12 protein-coding genes are annotated in these 17,976 nt (G+C 73.6%); 8 read left to right on the top strand and 4 right to left on the bottom strand.

Annotated features, from left to right (window positions below):
• The first annotated feature begins 483 nt into the window (after positions 1–483).
• A complete protein-coding gene (ppdK, locus tag BU198_RS22265; RefSeq protein WP_188298621.1) occupies positions 484–3,192 on the top strand; it encodes a pyruvate, phosphate dikinase in 2,709 nt (902 codons plus the stop codon).
• A 245-nt stretch (positions 3,193–3,437) separates the two neighbouring features.
• Positions 3,438–3,977, top strand: coding sequence for a ribonuclease (locus tag BU198_RS22260; RefSeq protein WP_188298620.1), 540 nt, complete (start codon positions 3,438–3,440; stop codon positions 3,975–3,977).
• A gap of 27 nt (positions 3,978–4,004) precedes the next feature.
• Here BU198_RS22260 and BU198_RS22255 read toward each other — a convergent pair whose 3' ends face one another.
• Positions 4,005–5,000: a hypothetical protein gene (locus tag BU198_RS22255; protein ID WP_188298619.1), complete on the bottom strand. Its 996-nt coding sequence runs from the start codon at positions 4,998–5,000 to the stop codon at positions 4,005–4,007.
• A 111-nt stretch (positions 5,001–5,111) separates the two neighbouring features.
• On the opposite strand from BU198_RS22255, the gene BU198_RS22250 reads away from it, so the two are divergent.
• Positions 5,112–6,386: an ADP-ribosylglycohydrolase family protein gene (locus BU198_RS22250; protein ID WP_188298618.1), complete on the top strand. Its 1,275-nt coding sequence runs from the start codon at positions 5,112–5,114 to the stop codon at positions 6,384–6,386.
• On the opposite strand, the gene BU198_RS22245 is transcribed toward BU198_RS22250, so the two are convergent.
• Positions 6,376–7,110: a GNAT family N-acetyltransferase gene (locus BU198_RS22245; RefSeq protein ID WP_188298617.1), complete on the bottom strand. Its 735-nt coding sequence runs from the start codon at positions 7,108–7,110 to the stop codon at positions 6,376–6,378. The two genes, BU198_RS22250 and BU198_RS22245, sit on opposite strands and share 11 nt — an antisense overlap.
• A 718-nt stretch (positions 7,111–7,828) precedes the next feature.
• Here BU198_RS22245 and BU198_RS22240 point away from each other — a divergent pair.
• The 5 genes from BU198_RS22240 to BU198_RS22220 all read left to right on the top strand — a co-directional run bounded on the left by BU198_RS22240 (position 7,829) and on the right by BU198_RS22220 (position 14,812).
• Positions 7,829–8,773 carry a PAC2 family protein gene (locus BU198_RS22240; protein ID WP_188298616.1) on the top strand — a complete coding sequence of 315 codons (945 nt, stop codon included), beginning with the start codon at positions 7,829–7,831 and terminating at the stop codon, positions 8,771–8,773.
• Between the two features lie 221 nt (positions 8,774–8,994).
• Complete coding sequence (locus BU198_RS22235; RefSeq protein ID WP_188298615.1) at positions 8,995–10,005, top strand: SGNH/GDSL hydrolase family protein; 1,011 nt, start codon at positions 8,995–8,997, stop codon at positions 10,003–10,005.
• A gap of 208 nt (positions 10,006–10,213) precedes the next feature.
• On the top strand, positions 10,214–11,524 hold the full coding sequence (locus BU198_RS22230; RefSeq protein ID WP_188298614.1) for a deoxyguanosinetriphosphate triphosphohydrolase: 1,311 nt from the start codon (positions 10,214–10,216) through the stop codon (positions 11,522–11,524).
• Positions 11,525–11,598: 74 nt separating this feature from the next.
• Positions 11,599–13,503, top strand: a complete 1,905-nt coding sequence (dnaG, locus tag BU198_RS22225; RefSeq protein WP_188298613.1) for a DNA primase — start codon at positions 11,599–11,601, stop codon at positions 13,501–13,503.
• Positions 13,504–13,636: 133 nt separating this feature from the next.
• Positions 13,637–14,812: an RNA polymerase sigma factor gene (locus BU198_RS22220; RefSeq protein ID WP_188298612.1), complete on the top strand. Its 1,176-nt coding sequence runs from the start codon at positions 13,637–13,639 to the stop codon at positions 14,810–14,812.
• 20 nt (positions 14,813–14,832) lie between these two features.
• Here BU198_RS22220 and BU198_RS22215 read toward each other — a convergent pair whose 3' ends face one another.
• Together BU198_RS22215 and BU198_RS22210 are read right to left on the bottom strand one after the other, a co-directional pair.
• Positions 14,833–15,945: an XRE family transcriptional regulator gene (locus tag BU198_RS22215; RefSeq protein ID WP_188298611.1), complete on the bottom strand. Its 1,113-nt coding sequence runs from the start codon at positions 15,943–15,945 to the stop codon at positions 14,833–14,835.
• Between the two features lie 397 nt (positions 15,946–16,342).
• Positions 16,343–17,746 carry a glutamate decarboxylase gene (locus tag BU198_RS22210; protein ID WP_188298243.1) on the bottom strand — a complete coding sequence of 468 codons (1,404 nt, stop codon included), beginning with the start codon at positions 17,744–17,746 and terminating at the stop codon, positions 16,343–16,345.
• Positions 17,747–17,976 lie beyond the last annotated feature (230 nt).

The raw sequence follows: 17,976 nt of genomic DNA, 5'->3' as shown, positions 1-17,976 counted from the left end.
GGCTCCTTTTCGTCGTCCGAACATCACGGAGCGGGCACGTTTCCGGACACAGTGCGACGATCGGCGGAGGTGTTCTACGTCCGACCCGTGGGATGCGCTGGTGACGCTTGCCACATACGGTGGAGGCTGACGGCCGGTCGGTGGACGAAATGGACAGGTCGACCGTGAATCGCTTCCCGAAGCCGACCGCCCGTCGATCGGGCGATCCGGGTGCAGGAAATCAAGCCGGGGCAACGCGACGGAACCGCGGTCGCTACCGTGCGTCCTGATCGTGCGACGTTCGGGTTGGCTGTGTTCAAGAACTGAACGCTTACTAGCGTCAGGCGGACGATTTCACCACAGGGATGAACGCCTTTATGTGCATTCGATCTAACGGGTTACCGCCTGGTACGAGCCTCGGGTGGCCTATTCAGGGCAGAGAAGTGCCTTCGAAATGGGTATGTTCTCCGGCGTCAGGGCAACCGCGTACGAGGAGACCGACCCGTGCCGTCCCAGCAGAAGTTTGTTTACTCCTTCACTGAAGGAAACAAGGAGCTCAAGGATCTTCTCGGCGGCAAGGGCGCGAACCTGGCCGAGATGACCAACCTGGGTCTCCCCGTTCCTCCCGGGTTCACCATCACCACCGAGGCCTGCAAGGTCTTCCTGGAGACCGGCAGCGAGCCCACCTCCCTCCACGAGGAGATCAGCGCCCACCTGGACGCCCTCGAACAGGAGATGGGCAAGAAGCTCGGCCAGGCCGACAACCCCCTCCTGGTCTCGGTGCGCTCCGGCGCGAAGTTCTCCATGCCCGGCATGATGGACACCGTCCTCAACATCGGCCTCTCGGACGCCTCGGTGGCCGGCCTCGTCGCCCAGTCCGGCAACGAGCGCTTCGCCTGGGACTCCTACCGCCGCCTGGTCCAGATGTTCGGCAAGACCGTGCTGGGCGTCGACGGCGAACTGTTCGAGGAGGCCCTGGACGAGGCCAAGCACGCCAAGGGCACCACCGACGACCTGGCCCTGGACGCCGCCGACCTCAGGGAACTGGTCGAGGTGTTCAAGGGCATCGTCGAGCGCGAGACCGGCCGGGCCTTCCCGCAGGACCCGCGCGTCCAGATGGACCTCGCGATCCACGCCGTCTTCCACTCCTGGAACGGCGACCGCGCCCGGCTGTACCGCCGCCAGGAGCGCATCCCGAACGACCTGGGCACCGCGGTCAACGTCTGCACCATGGTCTTCGGCAACCTCGGCGAGGACTCCGGCACCGGCGTCGCCTTCACCCGCGACCCGTCCACCGGCACCCAGGGCGTCTACGGCGACTACCTGTCCAACGCCCAGGGCGAGGACGTCGTCGCCGGCATCCGCAACACCCTGCCGCTGGCCGAGCTGGAGAAGCTCGACAAGAAGTCGTACGACGAGCTGATGGCGATCATGCAGAAGCTCGAGAACCACTACCTCGACCTCTGCGACATCGAGTTCACCATCGAGCGCGGCAAGCTCTGGATGCTCCAGACCCGGGTCGGCAAGCGCACCGCCGCGGCCGCCTTCCGGATCGCCGTCCAGCTGGTCGACCAGGGCCTGATCGACCTGGACGAGGCCCTGATGCGGGTCACCGGCGGCCAGCTCTCGCAGCTGATGTTCCCCCGGTTCGCCCCCAACACCGAGTCGCGGCAGATCGCCTGGGGCCTCGCCGCCTCGCCGGGCGCCGCGATCGGCAAGGTCGTCTTCGACTCGTACACCGCCGTCAAGTGGTCCCGCTCGGGCGAGAAGGTCATCCTGGTCCGCCGCGAGACCAACCCCGACGACCTGGACGGCATGATCGCCGCCGAGGGCATCCTGACCTCGCGCGGCGGCAAGACCTCGCACGCGGCCGTGGTCGCCCGCGGCATGGGCAAGACCTGCGTCTGCGGCGCCGAGGAGCTGGAGGTCGACACCAAGGCCCGCCGCTTCACCACCGCCGACGGCCAGGTGATCCACGAGGGCGACCTCGTCTCGATCGACGGCGCCACCGGCAAGGTCTACCTCGGTGAGGTCCCCGTCCTGCCGTCCCCCGTGGTCGAGTACTTCGAGGGCACCCTGCACGCCGGCGCCGACGTCCAGGGCGGACTGGTCCAGGCCGTGCACCGGCTGATGTCGCACGCCGACGGCCGCCGCCGGCTGGCCGTGCGCGCCAACGCCGACAACGCCGAGGACGGCGGGCGCGCCCGCCGCTACGGCGCCCAGGGCATCGGCCTGTGCCGCACCGAGCACATGTTCCTCGGCGAGGAGCGCCGCAAGGAGGTCGAGCACCTGATCCTCGCGGACAACGACAAGGACCGCGAGCTCGCCCTCTCCACCCTGCTGCCGCTCCAGAAGAGCGACTTCCTGGAGCTGTTCCAGGCGATGGACGGCCTGCCGGTCACCGTCCGGCTGCTCGACCCGCCGCTGCACGAGTTCCTGCCGGACATCACCGAGCTGTCGGTGCGCGTCGCCCTCGCCGAGGCCCGCAAGGACCCGAACGAGAACGACCTGCGCCTGCTCCAGGCGGTGCACAAGCTGCACGAGCAGAACCCGATGCTCGGCCTGCGCGGCGTCCGTCTCGGCCTGGTCATCCCCGGCCTGTTCGGCATGCAGGTCCGGGCCATCGCCGAGGCCGCCGCCGAGCGGAAGCTGGCCGGCGGGGACCCGCGCCCCGAGGTGATGATCCCGCTGGTCGGCACCGTCCAGGAACTGGAGCTGGTCCGCGACGAGTGCGAGCGGGTGCTCGCCGAGGTCGCCCAGTCCACCGGCGTCCACCTGGACATCAAGCTCGGCACCATGATCGAGCTGCCGCGCGCCGCGGTGACCGCCGGGCAGATCGCCGAGGCCGCCGAGTTCTTCTCCTTCGGCACCAACGACCTCACCCAGACGGTCTGGGGCTTCTCCCGGGACGACGTGGAGGCCTCGTTCTTCACCGCCTACCTGGAGAAGGGCATCTTCGGGGTCTCCCCGTTCGAGACCATCGACCGCGACGGCGTCGGCTCGCTGGTCAAGCACGCCGTCGAGGCCGGCCGGGCCACCCGCCCCGACCTCAAGCTCGGCGTCTGCGGCGAGCACGGCGGCGACCCGGACTCGGTCCACTTCTTCCACGAGGTGGGGCTGGACTACGTCTCCTGCTCCCCCTTCCGGATCCCGGTGGCGCGCCTGGAGGCCGGCCGCGCCGCCATCGAGACGGCGGGCAGCGACTCGCGCTGAGGAGGGTAGGCATCCCCTCCGCACGCGCGGGCACGACTGACCGCTCTCCCTCCCGTCGGGAGGGCGTACACCGGAGCTCGGCGCAGGAGAACCGGCGTACGTGACACGGCCGGGCGGGGACGGACAACGGCGTCCGTCCCCGCCCGGCCGTACAGCTGTGTGCGGCCCCGGGCACCGGCCGGTGTGGCGGCGGCCACGTGTGTAGCTTGCCCGGTGCGGCCCGGCCGCCTGCCAAGCTGGACCGCATGACCAACCGCAGAAACCCGCTCGTCGCCGTGGCCGTGCTGATCCTGGCGCTGCTGGCCGGGGCCGGGTACCTCCTCACCGACACGGGGAGCAGTCACCCCAAGGCCGCCGCGAGCCCCACGGCGGCCGCCACCGCCGGTGCTTCGACGTCCGGGTCCGCGGCTCCCAAGCCCTCGGCCCCCAAGCCGAGCCCGCCCGCCGGGGGCGTCGGCACCGCCCCCGCCCCGGCCGGCACCTGGGTCCCGACCGACCCGGCCATGGCCGACGTCTGCCGCACCAAGCTCCCCAGCCAGGCCGTGGAGACCCTCACCCTGATCGCCAAGGGCGGGCCGTACCCCTACAACCGCGACGGCATCGTCTTCGAGAACCGGGAGAGCCGCCTGCCCAGGAAGGGCGGCGACTACTACCACGAGTACACCGTCGTCACCCCGGGCTCCAACGACCGGGGCACCCGCCGCGTCGTGACCGGCACCTCGGGCGAGCAGTACTGGTCCGCCGACCACTACGCCACCTTCCAGGAGATCGACTCCCGCTGCTGACCGGCGCCGCAGGGGGGAGCACCCCCCTCACCGGGCCCGGCGCCAGGTGATGCGGGGGTGCGGGGCGTGCGGGCCGGTGGTGACCAGGGCGGTCAGTTCGTGGAGGACCGGCGCCGGGTCGCGGCGGAGCTGGGCCGGGGTGGTGCGGACCACCGGGAGGCCGGCGGCGGTGAGCCGGTTGGCACGGGCCAGGCCGCGTTCGTGGTCGGCTGGGCGCAGGTGCCAGGAGCGGGAGTCGATCTCCAGGGCCACGCAGGCGTGCGGCCAGTAGGCGTCCGGGACGGCGAGGAAGCGGCCGTCCAGGAAGAGCACCGGGTTCCACAGCGGCTCCGGCAGGCCCGCGTGGGCCAGCAGCTCGCGGGCCTCGCCCTCCACCACCGACCGCACCCCGGCCGTCAGGTCCTCCACCACCCGGGCCACCCGGGGCAGCCCGAGCGCACCCGGCCTGGACAGCAACTGGTCGAGCAGCTCGCCGAGTTCGCAGTGCCGTCGCTGGACGGCCTCCGCGCACAGCGCCCGGAACCGGCGCTCCCCGGTCTCCCTCGGGGCGAGATCGGCCAGCGCCCGGGCGACGGTGGTGCTCCACAGCCCGTCGGCCCGTTCGAAGCCGCTCGGCATCGCCCCGGAGGCCCGGTGGATCCGGACGAACTCCCGGTCGACGACGCGCCGTTGGCCGGGGATCAGGATGTCGACGGAGCGCAGGTCGGCCGGGTGCCCGGCGCTCGGCAGCCCGGCCTGGGCCAGGACCGCGAATCCGGTCAGCAGCACCTCCCCGATCCTGGGGTCCCGCCCCTTGGGGGTCGCGTACGCCAGGGCGGCCCGCAGCTTCTGGTGGATCGTCAGTCTTCCGCTCTGGAGGCAGATCACCCGGGGCAGCACCTGCTGCCAGGGCCCGCCCGGCCGCAGCCGGTGGGCGATGGTGCCGGAGGGCACCCCGAGGCGGCGCAGCTGCGCCCGGGTGGCGATGTGCTGCTGGTCGGCGCCGAGCAGGGCGACCGGGTCGAGGGGATTCGCGCGGATCATGCCCCGGTGCCTGCCCGTCGCGTTCGGAGGTATGCGAAACATCCCCCGTCGGTGGGGACGGCGCCCGCGGAGGTTGACGGACCGACAGGCGAGCCGCTGAGCTGGGGGCATATGACCACACCAGTTCTGCACACCGGCCCCGCGGCGGACGCACTCGACGGCCTCTCCGTGGGCGACGCACTCGGCGCCCAGTTCTTCGTCCCGGAAACCGCCCGGGCCCACCTCGCCGCCCGCACCGAACCGTCCGGCCCCTGGCCGTGGACCGACGACACCGAGATGGCCTGCTCGGTGTACGCCGCCCACAGCGAGCGCGGCGCGATCGACGGCTTCGACCTCACCTACGCCTTTGCCCTCCGCCACGACTTCGACCGCGGCTACGGCCCGGCCGCCAACCGGCTGCTCCGGCTGATCCGCGAGGGCGGCGACGCCGGGCGGCTGGCCGCCGAACTCTTCGACGGCCAGGGCTCGTACGGCAACGGCGCCGCGATGCGGGTCGCCCCGCTCGGCGCCGCGTACGCCGCGGACCCGGAGGCCGTGGTGCGCCCCGCCGCCGACACCGCCCTGATCACCCACACCCACCCGCAGGCCGTGGACGGCGCGATCGCGGTCGCGGTGGCGGCCGCGTACGCCGTGCGGGCGCGCACCCGGCCGGTGACTCCGGAGCGCTTCCTGGAGTCGGTGGCCGACCTCACCCCGGACGGCCCGGTCAGGGACGGCCTGGCCGAGGCCCGCGAGCTGCTCGCCCAGCCGGACTTCCGGGTCGCCGCGCAGGTGCTCGGCAACGGCAGCCGCACGTCCGCGGCCGACACCGTCCCGTACGCGCTGTGGTGCGCCGCCAGGAACCTGGCCGACTACCGCACCGCCCTCTGGGAGGCGATCGCGGCCGGCGGCGACATGGACACCGTCGCCGCCATCACCGGCGGAGTGGTCGCCGCCCACACCGGCACCGGAGGCATCCCGCGCGCCTGGCTGGCCGCCCGGGAGCCGCTGCCCGGGTGGACGTTCCCCGAGCCGGGCGGTGTCCGCGCGGGCGGCGAACCGCACCTGGCACCGATCAGCCTGCCCCGCCCGTACCCGGTGCCCGACCTGGTCTGGTCGGACGGCCGGTGGGAGCGGATCAGGCGCGGTCTGGGGCCCCGGGAGGCGGACGGGCGCTGGGTCTCGTACACCTCCGGGGGCGTCCTGCACCTGCACCGCGGCACGGACGGCCGGGAGATCTGGCGCGTCCGGGTGGGCCGGGTGAAGGGCGGCTGGCGGCCGGTGTCGGCCCTGGTCGAGGCCGACCCCGGACACCTCCGGGGCCGGGACGACCACGGCCTCCTGCGGGACGCCCTGGAGGCGGCGGAACCAGGCCGCGACGCGCGGGGGTACGGCCTCAGGCCGTGATCATCAGCTGCCCGGCGCCGCTGCCGCCCTGTCTAAGGCACTCCTGGTTGATCGCCGGATCCGGGGCGCTCGGCGAGGTGGCGGCGGCGATCCGCAGCTCGATGATGTCCCGGACGGCCGGCCACTCGTCGCCGAGGATCGAGTAGAACGCGGTGGAGCGCACCACCCCGTCCAGCCCGCGCGAGTGCGCCCGGCGGACGCCCTCGGAGGTCGCGCCGAGCCGCTCGATGGCGGTGCGCGAGCGCAGGTTGCGGGCGTCCGCGCGCAGCGAGACGCGCTGCACGCCCCAGGTCTCGAAGGCGTGGCGCAGCATCAGCAGCTTGGCCTCGGTGTTGATGCCGGTGCCCTGGGCGCGCGGCGAGAGCCAGGTGTTGCCGATCTCGGCCGCGTCGGGGACGGCCGTGGCCGGATCGCCGAACGGGACCCCGGGCACCGGCGGCCACACCAGCGGCCCCTGCCAGTAGTCGAGTTCCAGGAACCGGGTGGAGCCGACCACCCGGCCGTCGGCGACGTTCACCGTCGCGAACGACAGTGACCGGCCCGCCGCCTGTTCCGCGAGCGCCCGCGCGACGTAGTCGCGGGCGGCTTCCAGGCCGTGCGGAACGGGGGTGAAGGCGTAAGTCGTACGGTCCTCGGCGCCGGCCTGGGCGATGGCCTCGGCATGGCGCGCGGCGAGGGGCTCCAGCCGCACGGTGCGGCCGGTGAGGATGACAGGTACGGGCACGGAACCTTCGGTCCTTCATCGGTCGGAGGGTGCCTCCCGGGCCGGGGTACGGCACGGGGTGCGCTGGTCTGGGTACGCCTGGGCCCGGGTCCGTGCGCCGGGCACCCGCGCACGCCGGAGGTCCGGTCGGACGGGGTGGGGGCGACGGCCCGGAACGGGCGGCGCGGGGTGCCGGAACGGACACGGGTCCTCGGACCGGTCCGGCAGGAGCAGCGAGGGGACAGTGTGCGTCCGCGAAATGGCCGAAGAGGAAACGAGAGCGCGAAGGGAAGCGGGCGGCCAGGTGAAGGCAAGATGCGTCGTGGGTGACTGGCCGAGCACCGGACCGGGACGTGGCCGACGGCGTTACGGACGACGTGACGACGACGCGACGATGCGAGGCAGCGAGAGGACGATACCCGCCAGAAGGCGGTGCGTCACCTCGCGGCGCGCCCATGGCCGCGCGGGTCCTTCGCGGGCCCTCCGGACGGGTCCCTTCCGGGGCCGTGACCAGGGGCTCTTCCCCCGGGTGCGATCATGGTCCGGAGCGGTCGGCCGAGGCCGTCGGGCGAGTCCCCCGGGGGTTGTCGGGGGAGCCGCCGGACGCTCCCGGGACGGTTCCCCGGCGAGTCCTCCGCAGGACGGGGGACCGGGGCGGGAATTCCGGCGGGGCCCGGCACGCTGGACTGGACGAGGAGCCGGTCGACCGGGACGAGCAGAGAACGGGGTTGGGTGCGCGGTGCGTGACTTCCAGGCGCTGTACGAGCTGGATCAGCAGGGCGTGGCCGCCGTGGCCGCGGCCAACGAGCAGTTGCGCGACACCGGTGCCGGCCTGGTGCTGCTCCAGCACTTCGAGGGCTTCATGGACGCCGGGGAGGCCGGCGGCCAGGTGGTGGACCACCTGCTGGAGACGGGATCGCCGCAGGTGGTGGCCCGCTTCGACCACGACCGTCTGGTGGACTACCGGGCCCGCCGCCCGGCGATGGTCTTCGACCACGACCGCTGGGCCTCCTACGACCCGCCGGAGATTCTGCTCCAGCTCGTCCACGACGCCGCCGGCGCGCCGTTCCTGCTGCTCAGCGGCCCCGAGCCGGACGTCGAGTGGGAGCGTTTCGCGGGTGCCGTCCGCGAGTTGGCGGAACGGTTCGAGGTCAGGCTCGCGGTCGACTTCCACGGCATCCCGATGGGCGTGCCGCACACCCGTCCGGTCGGTCTGACGCCGCACGGCAACCGGCTGGACCTCGCCCCCGGCTACCCGCAGTGGTTCGAGCAGGCACAGGTCCCCGGCAGCGCCCAGGCGCTGGTGGAGTACCGGCTGGCCGAGGCCGGGCGCGACGTCCTGGGCTTCGCCGTGCACGTCCCGCACTACGTCGCCCGCTCCGCCTACCCGGCGGCGGCGGTGCAGATCCTGGAGGCGGTGCAGTCCGCCACCGGGCTGGTGCTGCCCGGCACCCCGCTGCGCGAGCGGGTCTCCGAGGTCTACGCCGACATCGAGGAGCAGCTGGCCCAAGGGGACGGCGAGTTGCGCTCGGCGATCCGCGGCATGGAGGGCCAGTACGACGCTGTGGCGGGCGCGGAGAGCCGGGAGAGCCTGCTGGCCGAGCCGGTGGACCTGCCCTCGGCGGACGAACTGGGGCGGCGCTTCGAGCAGTTCCTGGCCGAGCACGAGCGCGGCGCGGAGTAGCGCGGGCACGGCGCGCGGCGGGGCGGGTACGGCGCGCGCACGGCGCCGGCGGGCTCCGGGCGCCGGGCGCCGGGGGCGGATTCCGGCCGGTTCGGGCCCGCGGGGGGACGACTTCGCCGGGGCGGGAGTCATCGGCCACGGCCGTTCGTTGGCCCTGGGGCTGCCCGGGGGACGGGCCGCCGTGAGGAGCCGACCGTGACTCGTTTCCCCGGGGGGAGACCATGCCGAGGACCGTACGTCCGACCTTCGCCCTGACCGCCGCGACGGCGGCGCTGCTGCTGGCCGGGTGCACCGGCGGAGGGGGTTCGGACAGCAAGGGGACAACCGGTTTCGGGGGCGCGGTGCCCGACCGCGCGCAGGCCGGTGCGACCGCGTCGCCGACCCCCACCCCACCGCCCACCGGCCCGTACGTCGCACTCGGCGACTCGTACACCGCGGGGATGAAGCTCCCCCCGCAGGCCGGCGGGCCGGACGGCTGCTACCGCTCGGGGGCCAACTACCCGTCCCTGGTGGCCAAGGGGCTCTCGATCGCCGCCGGTCAGTTCAAGGACGTCAGCTGCTCCGGTGCCCGCACCGAGGACCTGACCGGCCCGCAGAAGGTGCCGGGCGGAACCAACCCGGCCCAGCTGGACGCCCTGACCGCGGACACCCGGCTGGTCACCCTGGGCATCGGCGGCAACGACGCGGGCTTCATGGAGGTCGTGACCGAGTGCGCCAAGGACAACCTGGTGGACATCCTCAAGGGCGTGATCACCGACGGCGGCGACCGGGCCGGCAAGTCGCCCTGCCGTGACCACTACGCCTCCGGCAACGGCACCGACGAGGTCCAGCGCAAGGTGGACGCGGCCGGCGACCGGCTCGGCCAGGTGCTCCAGGACGTCGGGAAGCGCTCCCCGAAGGCCAGGGTGTACGTGATCGGGTATCCGGGTCTGCTCCCGGCCGACCCGGCGAGCTGCCTGCCGGTGCTCGGCAAGACGGTGGCCGTCTCCGACCTGGGCTTCCTGGTGGAGAAGGAGCAGCAGCTCAACGGCATGCTCAGGAAGCGCGCGGAGGCGGCCGGCGCGGTGTTCGTCGACCTCGCCGGGCCCTCGGCCGGGCACGACATGTGCGCGGGGGAGGACAAGCGCTGGGTCGAGCCGCCGCTCCCGGCCAGGGGGCTGGTGCCGATCCACCCCAACGCCAGGGGGCAGGAGGCGATGGCCGGCGTGGTCCAGAAGGCGATCAAGGGCTGAGGGCCGGTCCAAGGCTGAGGACCGATCCAGGGCCGAGGACGCCCGGGGTTCCGGGCTCCGGGGCGTGACGTACGGGCTGCGCCGTCCGGGTGGGGCCGGCTCATCGCGGCGGGCACCCGCCCGCCCCGCACCGTTCACGCCCCGGCCCGCGCGCCTTCGTGCGCGGCACACCCCGCGTGTCGGGGGCGCGGCGTACCGTGAGGGGCATATGGATGACACCACGCACCGCCTCGCCGCCCCGATCCCGTACGACCACGCCGCCGAGGCCCGCTGGGTCCCCGAACCCGACAAGCGCCCCGGCCGTACGGCCTTCCAGCGCGACCGCGCCCGGGTGCTGCACTCGGCGGCGCTGCGCAGGCTGGCCGGCACCACCCAGGTGGTCGCCCCGATGCGCAGTGACTTCCCCCGCACCCGGCTCACCCACTCCCTCGAATGCGCCCAGGTCGGGCGGGAGTTGGGCGCCGCCCTGGGCTGCGACCCGGATCTCGTGGAGGCCGGCTGCCTGGCCCACGACATCGGCCACCCGCCCTTCGGCCACACCGGCGAGGAGGCCCTCGACCAGGCCGCCGAGGCCTGCGGCGGCTTCGAGGGCAACGCCCAGTCGCTGCGCATCCTGACCAGGCTCGAACCCAAGCGCTTCGCGCCCCAGGAGGAGCAGCCCGCCGCCAGGCTCGCCCCCTGGCCGGGCCGCAGCGTCGGCCTCAACCTGACCAGGGCCGCCCTCGACGCCGCCACCAAGTACCCGTGGCCCAAGGGCGCCCACCCCACCGACCCGTCCTCGCCCAAGTACGGCGTCTACGCCGACGACCTGCCGGTCTTCCGCTGGCTCCGGGCCGGTTCCCCGGCCGGGCGCAAGTGCTTCGAGGCCACCGTGATGGACTGGGCCGACGACGTGGCCTACTCCACCCACGACGTCGAGGACGGCCTCCAGGCCGGTCACATCGAGCCGGCCGCCCTGCGCGCCCCCGGCGAGCGCGCCGGGCTCTTCAAGGTCGCCGAACGCTACGCCCCGGACGCGGAACCGGAGGAGCTGGCCGCCGCCCTGGACCGGCTGCTCACCCAGGAGTGGTGGCCCCGCTCGTACGAAGGCACCGCGCGCGCCCGGGCCGGGCTCAAGGACCTCACCAGCCAGCTGATCGGCCGCTTCTGCCTGGCCGCCGAGCAGGCCACCCGGGCCCGCTACGGCCCCGGCCGGCTCACCCGCTACGCCGCCGAGCTGGTGGTGCCGAGGGACGTCCGGCTGGAGTGCGCGGTGCTCAAGGCGGTCGCCGTCCGCTACGTGATGCAGCGCGACGAGCAGGCCCAGCTGCGGGCCCGCCAGCGGATCGTGATCGCCGAGCTGGCGTACGTCCTCACCCAGCGCGCCCCCGAGGGGCTGGACCCGGTGTTCGCCGCCATGTACCGCGAGGCCGAGGACGACCGCGCCGCGCTGCGTACGGTCGTCGACCAGATCGCCACCCTGACGGACGCCTCGGCCCTGGCCCTGCACGCCAGGCTCGTCGGCGCCGCCTGGGCGTGACCGGTGCGGGGGCGCGGGGGCCGACGGACCCGGCTCCCCGCCGGAAGGCCCGGCCGCACCAGTAGACTTCCGGGGTGGCCGGGCGGATCAGGGACGAAGACGTACAGGCGGTGCGCAGCGCACTGCCGATCGACGCGGTGGTCGGCGACTACGTACAGCTGACCAACGGTGGCGGTGGCGAGTACAAGGGCGTCTGCCCCTTCCACGACGAGAAGTCCGCCTCCTTCTACGTGAACCCCGCCAAGGGTGTCTTCCACTGCTTCGGCTGCCAGGAGAACGGCGACACCATCGCCTTCCTGATGAAGATCGAGCACTTCACCTTCGCCGAGGCCGTCGAGCGGATGGCCGCCCAGGCCGGCATCACCCTGCGCTACGAGGAGGGCGGCTACAACCCCCGCCACCAGCAGGGCGAGCGCACCCGCCTGGTCGAGGCGCACAAGGTGGCGGCCGCCTGGTACCAGGAGCAGCTGGCCTCGGCGGAGGGGGAGATCGGCCGCCGCTTCCTCGGCGAGCGCGGCTTCGACGAGGAGGCCGCGAAGACCTTCGGCGTCGGCTACGCCCCCGCGGGGTGGGAGCACCTGGTCCGGTACCTGCGCGGCAAGGGCTTCACCGACAAGGAGATCCTGCTCGGCGGCCTCGCCTCGCAGGGCCAGCGCGGCGGCCTGATCGACCGCTTCCGGGGCCGGCTGGTCTGGCCGATCCGGGACATCGCCGGCGAGGTGATCGGCTTCGGCGCCCGCCGCCTGCGCGAGGATGACAACGGCCCGAAGTACCTCAACACCCCCGAGACGCCGATCTACAAGAAGTCCCACGTGCTGTACGGCATCGACCTGGCGAAGAAGGAGATCGCCAAGTCGGGCCGCGCGGTGGTGGTCGAGGGCTACACCGACGTGATGGCCTGCCACCTGGCCGGGGTCACCTCGGCGGTGGCCACCTGCGGCACCGCCTTCGCCGAGGACCACATCAAGATCATCCGCCGGCTGCTGATGGACACCTCGCAGTACCGGGGCGAGACCGTCTTCACCTTCGACGGCGACGCGGCCGGCCAGAAGGCGGCGCTGCGCGCCTTCGAGGACGACCAGAAGTTCGCCGCCAAGACCTCCATCGCGGTCAGCCCCGGCGGCATGGACCCGTGCGAGCTGCGCCTGGCCCAGGGCGACGAGGCGGTCAAGCATCTGATCGACAACCCGGTCCCGCTGTTCGAGTTCGCGCTGACCTCGGCGGTGGCCCGGCACCGGGTGGACACCCCGGAGGGGCGCTCGGCGGCACTGGAGGAGGCGGCCCCGATCGTCGCCAAGATCAAGGACCGCTCGATCCAGCACGAGTACGCGGTCCGGCTGGCCGGCATGCTCGGCATCCTGGACGAGCAGTTCGTCGTCCGCCGGATCTCCCAGCTGGCCCGCTGGGACCGCGAGCGCCAGCAGAACCCGCGCGGAGCCGCCCAGCGCCGCCCCGAGCCCGCCCAGCCGCAGAGCCCCGCGCAGCCCGCCTTCCGGCTCAACCCGCGCGACCCGGCCCAGTTCGTCGAGCGCGAGCTGCTCAAGCTGGCGCTCCAGCACCCCGACCTGGTCAGCCCGGCCTTCGACCACTACGGCGAGGACGAGTTCCCGACCCCGCCGTACACCGCCGTCCGGCAGGCCGTCGCCAAGGCGGGCGGAGCCGCGTACGGGGCGACCCTGCCCGACTTCACCAGCGCGGTGCGCGAGGCGGCCCCGGACGACCGGGTGCGCTCGCTGGTCACCGAGCTGACCGTCGAACCGGTGCGCTCGCGCCGCAAGGTGGACGCGATCTACGCGGGCGAGTTCCTGGTCAAGCTGCGGCTGCTGGCGGTGGAGCGGCGGATCACCGAGGTCCGCGGGTACCTCCAGCGGCTCGGGCCCCGGGCCGAGGCCGAGCAGCAGCACGCGGTGCAGACCGAGCTGTGGCAGCTCCAGCAGTACGGGCAGCAGTTGCGCAGTGGTGGTGCGGCGGCGCTGTAGTACCGGCCGCACCACCGGCCGTGCAGAAAGTCGGCGCACGAGTCTCGGCCACGGAGTGTGGCGTACCGCACACTGGAAGGCGTCCCACCTCCGTACAGCGCGGGTCCGCCAGAGTCGCGCCCGCCCCGAGGGGATGCCCGTGGAGCAAGGCCTCGTCGCAGCGACCACCACCAGTACGGGAGCGAACCCCGCCGGTCCGGCGGGCCGGCAGCAGGCCGGGGAGCAGGAGACCCACCACGCCCGGGCCGGGACGGCGCCGCCGGACGGCGCGAGGGCTCCCGCCCGGGGCCTGCCGGAGGGCCACCCGGAGAGCCCCGAGCCCGATCCCGAAGCGCGGGCCGAAGCGCAGGCCGAGGAGGAGGACCAGGAGGAGCGCCGCGCGCCCGCCGACGACACCGGCCCGGCCGCCGACCTGCTGCGCCAGTACCTGCGCGAGATCGGCCGGATCCGCCTGCTCACCGCCGAGGAGGAGGTCGAGCTGGCCCGCCGGGTGGAGGCCGGCATCTTCGCCGAGGAGCGGCTGAACGGCGACCCGCCGCCGCCCGACCCGTCGGCCGGCGAGCTGGACACCCTGGTGGTGCGGGGCCGGATCGCCAAGCGCCGGCTGATCGAGGCGAACCTGCGCCTGGTCGTCTCCGTCGCCAAGCGCTACGTCGGCCGCGGGCTGACCCTGCTGGACCTGGTCCAGGAGGGCAACCTGGGCCTGATCCGAGCGGTGGAGAAGTTCGACTACACCCGGGGCTTCAAGTTCTCCACGTACGCGACCTGGTGGATCCGGCAGTCGATGAGCCGGGCCCTGGCCGACCAGGCCCGGACGATCAGGGTGCCGGTGCACGTGGTCGAGCTGATCAACCGGGTGGTCAGGGTGCAGCGCGGCCTGCTCCAGGAGCGCGGCCTGGAACCCACGGCGGCCGAGGTCGCCGCCGTCCTGGAGCTCACCGAGGAACGGGTGCGCGAACTGCTCAGGCTGGCCCAGGAGCCGATCTCGCTGCACACCCCGGTCGGCGAGGAGGAGGACGTCGCGCTGGGGGACCTGATCGAGGACGCCGACGCCGCCTCACCCGCCGAGTCCGCGGCCTTCCTGCTGCTGCGCCTGCACCTGGACGCCGTCCTGGCCACCCTGGGCGAGCGGGAGCGGCAGGTCGTCCAGCTCCGCTACGGGCTGGACGACGGCCGCCCGCGCACGCTGGAGGAGATCGGCGCGGTGTTCGGCGTGACGCGGGAGCGGATCCGCCAGATCGAGTCGAAGACCCTGGTCAAGCTCCGCGACCACGCGTACGCCGAGCAGCTTCGCGGCTACCTCGACTAGCGGTTCCGGGCCGGCCGCGGCTAGGACGGATCCGCCGGGCCGACCGGTGCCGGCGGGGCGGTCCCGGCCGGCGTGGCGACGGGGTCGGTCGGTGTCGCGACGGGGTCGGCCGGGGCCGGGGTCGTGGGTGCGCCCGCGCCGGCGCCCGGCGGGGGAGAGGCGGGCCCGATCGGGATCGGGGTGGAGGCCACCACCGAGGCGAGGCCGGAGACCACCGCCGTGCAGTCGTGGCCGGCCGGCTGGTACCCGCAGACCTGGAAGGTGACGGCCGGGTCCGCCGCGTTCAGCATCGGCGAGTAGTTGTCGTAGCCCCAGTGGATGAGCGCCGTCTCGCTGTCACCGCTGCCGTCGGTGATCGTCGCGTAGTCCTTCGGCTGGCCCTCGGTGATGGCCGCCCAGGCGGCCTGGCAGGTCCGGCTGTACCGGAGGTAGACGACCACCTTGCCGATCACCTGGGTCTGCAGGGTCCTGGCGTCCTTGCCGCAGCCGGTGGTCTTGGGGTCCTTGTGCGCGCAGCCGACGGCCTGGCAGTCCGGTCCTGTCCTGGCCCCGGCGGTACCGCCGGCCTCGGCGGAGGGCGACCCGGCAGCCGGTGCGCCGACCGCCGCGGCCTGCCCGTCGTGCCGGCTGAGCCGCAGGCCGGTCAGGACCAGCAGCAGTGCCAGGACGGCGGCGACGGAGACCAGCGCCGCCGGGCGCCGCCACCAGCCGGCGGGGGCGGGTCCGGGCTCCTGTCCGGTCACCAGCGCCTCGTCGGCGGCCGGCTTCTCGGTGGTCGGCTCCTCCGACCCCGAGGGTCCGTCAGCGACGGCCTCGGCAGGGGCTTCGGCTGTGACGGCGGGCCCGGCCTCCGCCCCGGCCACTGCCTCCGGCCCCGCCACCGCCTGCCGCCACAGCGCCCGCAGCGCGGCCCCGTCGCAGTCCACCGCACCGACCAGCGCGTCCAGCGCCTGCTCGGTGACGATCCGTTTGCCGTTGAGCCAGCGCTCCCAGGACGCCCGGCTGTAGTGCGTCCTGGCGGCCAGCTCGGACAGTGACAGTCCGGCGGCGTCCTTGATGGCCCGGAGCTCCTGCGCCAGGCGTCTGGCGGGCTCGGACAGCTCCTCGGGCAGCTGCTTCCAGGCGGAACCCAATACGGCGCTCCAAATTCGCGAAACGGGACGTGGGGCGGGTGACCGGCTGGGTCCCGGCCCGGGCCGTTCGGCGTTTCCGCTTCTCCAACCTCACCGGCCCGGCGTCCCAAATCCCAGGTCACGGCGCTGAGACGGACGGAAGTGTCTCACAACCCCCGGAGACGCTCGACCGTGCACGTCGCCGTCGTGCACAGTTCTCTGGCCGGTGCGGTCCGGCCGTCGGCGAACCGTTCGGACACCGATCGACGACCCGTCATCGGTCCGCACCCGGTCCCGGTTCCCCCACCGGTCCCGGACAGCCTCGCGGGGGGAGGCTGCCCGGGACCGTCCGGGATGCTCCGGTGGGGAGGGCGCTTCGCTGCGCCCTCCCCACCGTGACGTTCCGCCGTGTGGACGATCAGTGGTGGAAGCCGGACCTGGCCGGCACCCCGAGCTCCTTGAGCGGGACGGGCTGGCGCCGCAGCTCGGGCAGCAGCCGGTCGAGGTCGGCCAGCAGGAGGTCGGCGAGGTCCCGGGAGAAGCCGTTGCGGCAGACCACCCGGAGCACCGACAGGTCCTCCCGGTTCGCCGGGAACCGGTACGCGGGCACCTGCCAGCCGCGCTCGCGCAGCCGCCGTGAGACGTCGAACACGTCGAAGGGGAGGTCCCCTTCGGTGGTGAACGCGAACACCGGGAGCTGGTCGCCCCGGGTCAGCAGCCGGAAGCAGTCCAGTTTCCCGATCTGCCCGGCCAGGTAGGTGGCGACCTCGCGGCAGGCGCCCTGGACGGCCCGGAAGCCCTCCCGGCCGAGCCGCAGGAAGACGAAGTACTGGGCCACCACCTCGGCGCCGGGCCGGGAGAAGTTGAGCGCGAAGGTCGGCATCTCGCCGCCGAGGTAGTTGACCCGGAAGACCAGTTCCTCGGGCAGCGCCTCCTTGTCGCGCCAGAGCGCCCAGCCCACGCCCGGGTACACCAGCCCGTACTTGTGGCCCGAGGTGTTGATCGAGGCCACCCGGGGCAGCCGGAAGTCCCAGACCAGCCCGGGGTCGAGGAAGGGCGCCACCATGCCGCCGGAGGCGCCGTCCACGTGTACCGGGACGTCGATGCCGGTGCGCTCCTGGAAGGCGTCCAGGGCCGCGCAGATCTCCGGGACCGGTTCGTACGAGCCGTCGAAGGTGGAGCCGAGCACGCCGACCACGCCGATGGTGTTCTCGTCGCACAGCGCGACCGCCCGCTCGGCGTCCAGGTGGAAGCGGGTGCCCTCCATCGGGGCGGTGCGGGCCTCGACCTCCCAGAAGTTGCAGAACTTCTCCCAGCACACCTGCACGTTGACGCCCATCACCAGGTTGGGCCTGGCCCCGGCGGCGTAGCGGTCGGCGTTGCGGCGCGTCCAGCGGCGCTTGAGCGCCATGCCGGCCAGCATGCACGCCTCGCTGGAGCCGGTGGTGGAGCAGCCGACCGCGGCGTCCGGGTCGGGGGCGTGCCAGAGGTCGGCGAGGATCGCCACGCAGCGCCGCTCCAGCTCGGCGGTCTGCGGGTACTCGTCCTTGTCGATCATGTTCTTGTCCAGGCACTCGGTCATCAGCCGGGTGGCCTGGGCCTCCATCGAGGTGGTGACGAAGGTCGCCAGGTTGAGCTTCGCGTTGCCGTCCAGCATCAGCTCGTCGTGGATCAGCTGGTACGCGGTGTCGGCCGCGACCGGCCCCTCGCCGAGCCGGTGCAGCGGCGGGGCCAGCTTCATCGCGCCCAGCGGGTCGGCGGCGCTCGGGTACGGGCCGATGCTCAGCCGGCGGTCGCCGCCGGCCCCCTTGTGCAGCGCCATGGCGTCCTGCCGCCCTTCGCGTCGGTGGCCGTGTCCCGTCCCACGCTGCCACCGGGCGCCGGGTGACGCATCCGCGCCGGCCGGCGGCCGGCACCCCGACCCCGGATCAGGCCGCCGTCTCCGGGTGGACCTGGTCGCGGGCGGCCCGGTACTGCTGACGCACCGCCGAGCCGATCGCCAGGTCCTGCTCCCCGTCCGGTTCCACGGTCTCGGCGTCCGGCAGCTCCCAC

Origin of the sequence: Streptomyces sp. CBMA156, from assembly GCF_014596515.1 — a bacterium.
Classification (GTDB): Bacteria; Actinomycetota; Actinomycetes; order Streptomycetales; family Streptomycetaceae; genus Kitasatospora.
The sequence above is the reverse complement of the archived record's forward strand: the minus strand, read 5'-3'. Positions and strand labels throughout refer to the sequence as shown.